The sequence below is a fragment of the Achromobacter sp. genome (genome assembly GCF_057314935.1).
Window position 1 is genome coordinate 60332 of record NZ_DBHKZA010000030.1, and the last position, 8875, is coordinate 69206.

The following is an 8875-nucleotide window of genomic DNA, read 5'->3' on the forward strand; positions in this document are numbered from 1 at the left end:
TCCAGGACATTACAGGAAATTGAGCCGGAGCCCCCGTCCCATCCCGCCTTTGTCCCCAACAAGGCTTTGGGATTGCCTGTCTTCGCCGTCCCGAGCCGCTGACCGCCACGCCGTTGGCGTCGCCTCGATACAGGACAGACCATGCGCTTCATCTTCCCCATCGTCATCATCGACGAGGATTTCCGTTCAGAGAACACATCCGGGCTGGGCATCCGGGCGCTTGCCGAAGCGATCAAGACCGAGGGCTTCGAGGTGGTGGGCGCCACCAGCTACCATGATCTCAGCCAGTTCGCGCAACAGCAGAGCCGGGCCAGTTCCTTCATCCTGTCGATCGACGACGAAGAATTCACGCCCGACGCCGAAGACGCGCCGGCTTTGCAGAACATCCGCCAGTTCATCCGCGAAGTGCGCCGCCGCAATGTGGATGTGCCGATCTATATCTATGGCGAAACCAAATCGGTTCGCCATATGCCGAACGACATCCTGCGCGAGCTGCACGGCGTCATCCACATGTTCGAGGACACGCCCGAATTCGTCGCGCGCCACCTCATCCGCGAAGCCAGGAGTTATCTGGACGGCATCAAGCCGCCCTTCCTGAAAGCGCTGCTCGACTACGCGGAAGACGGCTCGTATTCCTGGCACTGCCCCGGCCACTCGGGCGGCGTCGCCTTCCTGAAAAGCCCCGTAGGCCAGGTCTTCCACCAGTTCTTCGGCGAGAACATGCTGCGCGCCGACGTCTGCAACGCGGTGGAAGAACTTGGCCAACTGCTGGACCACAACGGCGCCATCGGCGCCAGCGAACGCAACGCCGCGCGCATCTTCAACGCCGACCACTGCTACTTCGTGACCAACGGGACCAGCACCAGCAACAAGATCGTCTGGCAGCACCTGGTGGCGCCGGGCGACGTGGTGGTGGTGGACCGCAACTGCCACAAGTCCATCCTGCACGGCATCGTGCTTACCGGGGCCATTCCCGTTTTCCTGCGGCCCACGCGCAACCATCTGGGCATCATCGGGCCGATCCCCAGGGACGAATTCTCGCGGGAATCCATCAAGGCGAAGATCCGCGCCCATCCGCTGCTGGCGGGCGTGGATGCCGATCAGGTCCAGCCGCGCGTGATGGTGCTGACGCAATCCACCTACGACGGCATTCTCTACGACACCGAAACCATCAAGTCCGCGCTCGACGGCTATGTGGAAGCCCTGCACTTCGACGAGGCGTGGATCCCGCACGCGGCCTTCCATCCGTTCTACGGCACGTATCACGCCATGGGCAAGAAGCGGGCGCGGCCGCGCGATTCCATCGTGTATTCCACGCAATCCACGCACAAGCTGCTGGCAGGCATCAGCCAGGCCAGCCACATCCTGGTGCAGGACTCCGCTACGCGCGGGCTTGACCGCCACTTGTTCAACGAGGCCTACCTGATGCACACCTCCACGTCGCCGCAGTACGCCATCATCGCCAGCTGCGACGTGGCGGCGGCGATGATGGAGCAGCCCGGCGGCCAGACCCTGGTCGAAGAGAGCATCATCGAGGCGCTGGATTTCCGGCGCGCCATGCGGCAGGTCGGCGAACAATTCACGGCGGACGACTGGTGGTTCACGGTGTGGGGACCGGACGAACTGGAAGCGGAAGGCATCGGCAGCGCGGCACAGTGGATCATCACGGACGACGGCGCCGATGCCGGATGGCACGGCTTCGGCCCGCTTGCCAGCGGCTTCAACATGCTCGACCCAATCAAGTCCACCATCCTGACCCCCGGGGTGGACATGGACGGCCGTTTCGCCGCCGACGGAATCCCGGCATCCATCGTGACCAAGTTCCTGGCCGAGCACGGGGTGATCATCGAGAAGACCGGCCTCTACAGCTTCTTCATCATGTTCACCATCGGCATCACGAAGGGCCGCTGGAGTTCACTGGTTACGGCCTTGCAGCAGTTCAAGGACGACTACGCCCGCAACGTGCCGATGTGGCGCATCCTGCCGGCGTTCTGCCGGAAGTACCCGCGCTACGAGGAAATGGGCCTGCGCGACCTGTGCCAGCACGTGCACAGGATCTACGCGAAGAGCGACATCGCGCGCCTGACGACCGAGATGTACACGAAGGAAGCGGTGCCCGCCATGAAACCCAGCGATGCCTATGCGCACATCGCCAACCGCAAGACCGAGCGCGTCGAGATCGACCATCTGGAAGGCCGCATCACCACCAGCCTGATCACCCCCTACCCCCCCGGCATCCCGTTGCTGATCCCGGGCGAAGTCTTCAACCGGAGCATCGTCGATTACCTGAAGTTCTCGCGCGAACTCAACCGCTCCTGCCCGGGCTTCGGTACCGACATCCACGGCTTCGTGGCACTGCGGGACGACGACGGGAATTTGCGTTACTACGTGGACTGCGTGGCCTGATCGCGCGCCACGCGGATATCGCCAAAGCCAGCGGCGGCGCGTAAGCCCGCCGCCGCGGCGACGACTATCTGCGCGCCTTGCCTTCCATTGCGTCAAGCCACGCGCGGAACACGGTGTCAGACGCGTCGGCCAGGCGTTCCTGGACCGCTTCCGCCTGCGACCGAAGCGTGCGCGGATCGATGCCTGCCTGCGCCAGCTCGCAGGCATGGCCGACCAGCCAACGCTCGATGGAACGGGTATCGGCCTCCAGATGGAACTGCAGCCCCAGCACCGCGCTGCCCAGCGAGAATGCCTGGTTCTGCCCGATCGAGGTCCCGGCCAGCCGGGAGGCCCCTGCGGGAATGTCGAACTGGTCGCCATGCCAATGCAGCACCGGCGTGTCGCCCAATGCCGCCAGCGGGGATTCGCGGCCTTCTTTGCTTAACTGCAGCGGTCCGAAGCCGATTTCCTTCACGCCCAGCGGATAGACCCGGGCGCCCAGCGCGCGCGCCATCAACTGCGCGCCCAGGCAAATGCCCAGGATCGGCGTGCCCGCGCCCAGACGGCGCTGCACCAAGGCCAGCTCGTCTTTGACGAACGGATAGGTCGCATCGTCGAACGCGCCGATCGGCCCGCCCAATACGATCAACAAATCGGGGGCCAGCGCATCGAGCGCGGGCAATTCCTGCGCCGTCGCATCGACGTAGCGCACGTCGTAGCCGCGCTCGCGCAGCAGCGGCTCCAGCGTACCCAGGTCTTCAAAATGCAGATGGCGGATCGCGACGGCGCTTCGGGTCATATCGGAGCCTTTCAAACAGGAGGATGAGGACGCGCTTCAGGCGCCCCAAGGATGGCGGACAGCGTTTACGAATCGGCGTCGTCCGCTTGCGCGGTCGGCCAATAGTGGCTGTCGGGCAGGGCCCGCGCACCAAAGATCGCCTGCCCCACCCGCACGACCGTCGCGCCCTCTTCAATCGCGATTTCGAAATCCCCGGACATGCCCATCGACAACTCGTCCAGCGAGATACCCGCCGGCGCATCCTGCCGCAGTTGATCGCGCAGGCTGCGCAACAGCACAAAACACTGGCGCACCCGCTCGGCCTCGGCCGAGAACAGCGCCAGCGTCATCAATCCGCGCACGCGCAGCGCGGAAAACCCCGGCAGCGCACGCAGGAAGGCCGGCACGTCATCAGGGTGCAGGCCGTACTTGCTGGCCTCGCCCGATGTATTCACCTGCACGAACACGTCCAGCTCCCGGCCTTCGGCCTGCAGCCGCCGCTCCAGGGCCTCGGCCACGCGCAGGCTGTCCAGCGCCTGGAATTCGCTGGCAAAACGCGCCACCAGCTTGGCCTTGTTGGTCTGCAAATGGCCGATCACGGACCACTGCAGGTCATGCAGGTCCTGGGTCGCCTCCCACTTGCGGAATGCCTCCTGCGGCTTATTCTCGCCCAGCAGCCGGCAGCCGGCCGCATGGGCCAGGCGAATACTGCCCTCGGGCTTGGTCTTGCTGACGGGCAGCAGGCGCACCCCGGCGGGGTCCCGCCCTACCCGGCCGCACGCCGCCGCGATGCGCGCATGCACTGCCGCCAGGTTGTGGCGGAAATCCTCGACCGACTCTGCTTCGGGCCAGCGGTTGTGCAAGTCATGCAGGGGCTGCGTCTGGGAGATATCGGCGGTTTTCTCGGCGTTCACGGTTTTAACCTCAGTGACACAACATTGTCATAGGACAAAGATTAACACGATCTCCCGTACGCGAAAACCGCCGCGGTAGCCCCGCAAAGCGTGGGTACCGCGGAGGCTTATTTCGAAAGCGGTATCATGACGCCACCCTACATTACCGGACCCGTTGTTGTGACAAAACCTGCATTGCTGGTGGCGCTGGCCATTGTGTTGGCCGGCTGCTCCAAAGAAGAATCGCCTTGGAACCGCCTGCAGGCAGCGACGCCGCAATTGAAGATCGCGGCCAACACCCCCGACGACGCCGTGAAGTCCTGGTGGCACGTCCGTGACGAAGAAGAACGTTACGCGGCCTCCGTCTGCAAGGAATTGGCCGAGCTGTACCGCCCGTTCCGCTCGACGCTGGGCGAGTTGTCGACGCAAGCGCTCTCGGCCAATCGGGCAGGCGAAGAAAAATGCGACACGCAAAGCTACGAGCGGGAGGTGGTGAACGTCGACGTCCAATCCGACACCCGCGCGCTGGTCGTCGCCCACGTCCGAAACACCACGCCGCCTACCCCGGGCTATACGATGAACATCGACGAACGGGACAAGAAAGAACGGGGGGTGCGGATGCAGTATCTGCTTGAACGCGCCGACAACACCCAAACCTGGAAAGTCGCCCAGGTGTACGGGCAGAACCGGTACTGCACCGTTGCCCCGGTGAATGGATGGTGCCCCCTGTACAACCCGTCCCAGGGTTCCGGCCAGACTTACGTTTTTGAGACTGCCCAGTAGGGAATCGGCGCAACCCCGCTCCCCTGGCAAGCCTTCAGGGCAGAAAACAAAAAGCAAAGGCCGTTCGTGATGATTCGCGAACGGCCTTTCGTTTAGGGATCAAGGCGGCGGCATTCAAGGCCGCGCCCGGCTCGCGCATCAGTTGACGGTAACGCCCGCCTCGCGCACCACATCGCCCCAAAGCGAGATCTCTTTCACGATCTGGTCGCGGAAGTCCTGCGGACTGCCCGGCGCGGCCGCCTCGCCCGTCGCCTTCAATCGATCCGCCATCTCGGGCAGCACGACGGCCGCATTGATCGCCGCATTGAGCTTGGCCTGGATGGCGGGCGGCACGCCCTTGGGCGCAATGATGCCGTACCACACCGTCACGTCATACGGGACCCCCGCTTCGCGCACCGTCGGAATGTCCGGCGCCGACGAAACGCGCTGCGGCAGCGTCACCGCCAGCACTTTCAGGCGGTTGTCCGCGCGATAAGGCAAGGTTGAGCCCGCGGTCGTCAGCATCGCATCGACCTGGCCGGATACGGTATCGGTCAATGCCGGCGCCGACCCCTTGTACGGCACGTGGATCATGGAAATCCCCGCCGTCTTCAGGAAAGCCTCGGTCGCCAGGTGCGAAATCCCGCCCGTGCCTGACGACGCATAGGTCAGCACGCCGGGCTTCTTCCTGGCCAGGGCGACGAGTTCACCCAAGGTCTCGACCGGCACCTTGGGGTTGACGGACACGAAGAACGGCGCGCGCGCGATCATCCCGATCGGCGTCATGTCGCCCACCGGATCGAACGGCAACTTGTACAGGCTGGGGTTGACCGAATAGCTATTGGAAATCAAGGTCAAGGTATAGCCGTCCGGCGCAGCCCTCAGGCCTTGCTCCACCCCCAGCTTGCCGCCCGCGCCGGGACGGTTCTCGACCACGACCGGCTGCTTCAACCCGTCGGACAGCAACTGCCCCAACAGGCGCGCAATCCCGTCATTGCCGCCGCCCGCCGCGAACGGAACGATCAGCTTGATCGGCTGCGATGGATACTCGTCGGCCTGTGCGGCAGGCGCCGCGACCAAGCCCGCCGCCACTGCGGCCGGCAGCAACGCCCTGCCGACCTGGCGGCACACGGCATACATCCTGGACTGCTTCGTCATCCCTGTCTCCTCGTTGACGACTTCGCGCATCGAACGGCGCGACTTTTTTATCTACGCGCTGGCAGCGCGACGCCATCGGGCGCGGCGCGCGACACGCAGAAAGCGTCCCGCGCGCGTGGTTGCGCCTGGCGTCGCGAAGTATGCCTTATCCCGCGCAGCCCGAGGTCAACGCGCCGCGGCCAATGCGCCCATTGCCTGCCGCATGAACGCCAGCGTCGCATCGTCGGCCCAGGTGCCCGCCGTCAGGTCCGGGTCGGTCATCAGCGCCTGCCGGAACTTTGCGTGCGTGGCGGGATCGTTGCCGGCGTAGGTGCAAAAGAGCGCCAACCAATGACGCGCAAGTTCAAGGCCGACCGGGGAGCCCGGCGCCTGGCCGGCGTCGATGGCGTCGCGGACCCGGGCTATCAGCGTCGGCCATTCGCCGATACGGTCGTAGTAGTGCGCCCGCATGAAGCGCGCTTCGTCAACCGTCAGGTATTTTTCATAGAGGCGCAGCTTGCCTTCGGAGAAGGCGCGCAGCACATAGTCGCGCATCTCAGGCGAAATGCCGATGTGTGCTTGCATCGCAGGTTCCTGCTCGTGCATCTGGTTCAGTTTCACCAGCAGGCGGGGATCCCCGTTGGTGTCTCGCAGCAGCAGCGTCATCCAGCGCTGCGCCAGTTCTCCTGGCCGGGCATCCGCCGGCGCGGCGCCCTGCTCCATCTGCTGGCGCACTTGCCCGATCAGCGCGATCCAATCCGCGTCCCCCTCGGGACTGCGGGCGTACATGGGCAGACGGGCCAGTTCGTCGGGTGAAAAATACTTGTCGTACATGTTCATCATCTCCAAAGTCGATAGCCAATCGACCAGCTCGGGTTCCGTGCCATCCGCCAACTGGCGTTGCAGCTGCGCCAAGCGTTCGCGCAGCCGTGCGGCCTGTTGAATCTGGCGGTCAAGCATTGCGATCTGTTTGGAAATGATCGCATCCAGGGGCGTGGCCGGCTGGTCCAGGTAGGCGCCGATTTCTGCCAACGGCAAGCCGAAGCGACGCAATGCCTGAATCTGGTGCAGTCGGGCGATATCGTCGCGGCCGTATAGCCGATAGCCGTTGTCGGCGCGCGCCGAGGGCGTCAGCAAACCGATGGCGTGATAGTGGTGAAGCGTGCGAACGGTCAATCCGCTCCGCCTGGCCAGTTCTCCGACTTTCAGCCGCATGATTTCCTCCGTTGTTGGCGCAAAATGAACTGTCGGACATGACGTTACGTAAGGGTCAAGCGCTGCCCCGCGGGCGCGGAACAATACTTGCTGAGCCCTGAAACCGTGCAACGTCCCCAATACTCGTGGCGGACGTAAGCATAACCATGCGGCAGGCGCCCGCGGCATCTCGAATAACGACGCCAGCGCCCGCTAACGCGAAATCGGTTTGTCCCCCAGCTGGCCCGACCAGCATCTTAGGAGCGAAGATGAAAACGCAAATCACCTACCGGAAACTTGACGGCGGAGAAGGCGTCGCCCTGGTCAACGGCAGTATCTCGGAAACGCCCCAGGCAAAGCGCGAACTGGCCAATTGGCTGGAACTGCCCTCACCGGACAGCCGGGACGGCGCGCAGGAGGATATTGACGGCCGGCTGCGCCAAGGCGGCATCGCCCCGGAATCGATCCAGTTCAACCACATAAGCGAATAGCGCCGAAACCGCACTACAGGGAAAACCCCCTGCTCCTCCCCCTGTAAAACACGCGTCCGGCCAGGCTTGGCGCGTAGAAAATCAGCGACAATCCACGCCCGTTGGATCAATATTCCATGCATGAATCCAATCTGGAACACGCCGTTGCCCAGCAACGGCATTTACCGCCAAACAGGTGCCTAAGGGTGCAAAGCGCATACCCGGCGTAGTGGTGTCATCCTCTTACACAGGCAAGCGATATGGACGGGTCGACGTGGGACGGTGGTGCGCCAAGCAATCTTGCCATTTACATTTCCGGCGGGATTGGCGACGGCATCCTCAATATGGTTTTCGTGCGGGCCCTGGCGGACTACGCAGGCGCTCCCGTCACGCTGCTCATGACGCAGCACGAGTCATCGCTGGCGCTGTTCCGTGCGCAGCCCTATGTCAAGGAAGTCGTCCCGCTTAAGGAAGTCAGCAAGTTGCAGGGCCGAACGCGCGTCGCGCAGATAAGCACCGTATTGGCGGCCGGATCCTACGACGCGCTTTTCCTGTTCACGTTCCGCTCGCACGTCGCGGCGGCCGCCCGTCTGGCAGGCATCCCGCGGCGCATCGGCTTTCTGCGCTGGCATCATCCGCATTTTTCGCGCTGGCTCACGGAACAGATCTGGGTGCGCCGCAAGGGCACGCCCCATCCCGATACGCATACCTGGCTGCCGGCGATGCTGCGCAAGGTGGGCTGTCCCTACGAGGCATGCTATCCCTCGCTCGAAATCGCCCCGGACGCCTTGAATGCTGCCGCGCACCTCACCCAAGGGCTGCCGCGGATGGTCGGCTTTGGTTTGAACGCCTCTGCGGAAAAGCGGCGCTATTCGGCGCAGTCCTTTGCGCAGGTCGCCCGAATTCTGCACGAGCGTGACCCTGAGCTGGCGTTTCTGTTGTGCGGCGCCAGCGATGTACGGCACATCGCGCAAGAGATCCGCGCGGCCTTGCCTTCATCGATCCGCGTGCTCGACATCACGCAAGACGCCACGGATATTTGCGTGAGCCAGGCGCTCATCGCACGCACCCTGGCCTTTGCCACCAATGACAGCATGGGCATGCATATCGCGGTTGCCCATAACGTCCCGACGATCGGACTGTTCGGATGCAGCCCCGTCATGCGTTACGCCCCCTGTTTGCATCCACTTGAACCGTCTGGTTGCCCAGGCATGGACGGCATCTCGCCGTCGGTCGTGGCTGAGGCGATCTGGTCT

Annotated in this window: 8 protein-coding genes; 4 read left to right on the forward strand and 4 right to left on the reverse strand. The window is 63.9% G+C overall.

Features of this window, described 5'->3' with window-relative positions:
* Window positions 1-141: 141 nt before the first annotated feature.
* Window positions 142-2406 carry an Orn/Lys/Arg family decarboxylase gene (locus tag ACO6D5_RS13440; RefSeq protein WP_485825649.1) on the forward strand — a complete coding sequence of 755 codons (2265 nt, stop codon included), beginning with the start codon at window positions 142-144 and terminating at the stop codon, window positions 2404-2406.
* Between the two features lie 64 nt (window positions 2407-2470).
* Here ACO6D5_RS13440 and ACO6D5_RS13445 read toward each other — a convergent pair whose 3' ends face one another.
* Entirely contained in the window at window positions 2471-3184 is a 714-nt protein-coding gene (locus ACO6D5_RS13445) for a glutamine amidotransferase (protein WP_485825650.1), read from the reverse strand.
* Window positions 3185-3249: 65 nt separating this feature from the next.
* On the reverse strand, window positions 3250-4077 hold the full coding sequence (locus ACO6D5_RS13450) for a YggS family pyridoxal phosphate-dependent enzyme (RefSeq protein WP_485825651.1): 828 nt from the start codon (window positions 4075-4077) through the stop codon (window positions 3250-3252).
* A 159-nt stretch (window positions 4078-4236) separates the two neighbouring features.
* Here ACO6D5_RS13450 and ACO6D5_RS13455 point away from each other — a divergent pair, with 159 nt between their 5' ends.
* Window positions 4237-4839: a hypothetical protein gene (locus ACO6D5_RS13455; RefSeq protein ID WP_315528727.1), complete on the forward strand. Its 603-nt coding sequence runs from the start codon at window positions 4237-4239 to the stop codon at window positions 4837-4839.
* Between the two features lie 138 nt (window positions 4840-4977).
* Here the strand turns inward: ACO6D5_RS13455 and ACO6D5_RS13460 are convergent, their stop codons facing one another.
* Both ACO6D5_RS13460 and ACO6D5_RS13465 read right to left on the reverse strand, forming a co-directional pair.
* The gene (locus ACO6D5_RS13460) at window positions 4978-5976 is read right to left on the reverse strand and encodes a tripartite tricarboxylate transporter substrate binding protein (protein ID WP_485825652.1); all 999 of its coding nucleotides are present in this window, start codon (window positions 5974-5976) and stop codon (window positions 4978-4980) included.
* Window positions 5977-6141: 165 nt separating this feature from the next.
* Window positions 6142-7170 carry a MerR family transcriptional regulator gene (locus tag ACO6D5_RS13465; protein ID WP_485825653.1) on the reverse strand — a complete coding sequence of 343 codons (1029 nt, stop codon included), beginning with the start codon at window positions 7168-7170 and terminating at the stop codon, window positions 6142-6144.
* Window positions 7171-7418: 248 nt separating this feature from the next.
* Between ACO6D5_RS13465 and ACO6D5_RS13470 the strand changes: the two genes are divergently transcribed.
* Window positions 7419-7640: a hypothetical protein gene (locus tag ACO6D5_RS13470; protein WP_485825654.1), complete on the forward strand. Its 222-nt coding sequence runs from the start codon at window positions 7419-7421 to the stop codon at window positions 7638-7640.
* A 239-nt stretch (window positions 7641-7879) separates the two neighbouring features.
* Window positions 7880-8875 (forward strand): glycosyltransferase family 9 protein (locus ACO6D5_RS13475; RefSeq protein WP_485825655.1); only part of this gene is annotated, 996 nt, incomplete at its 3' end.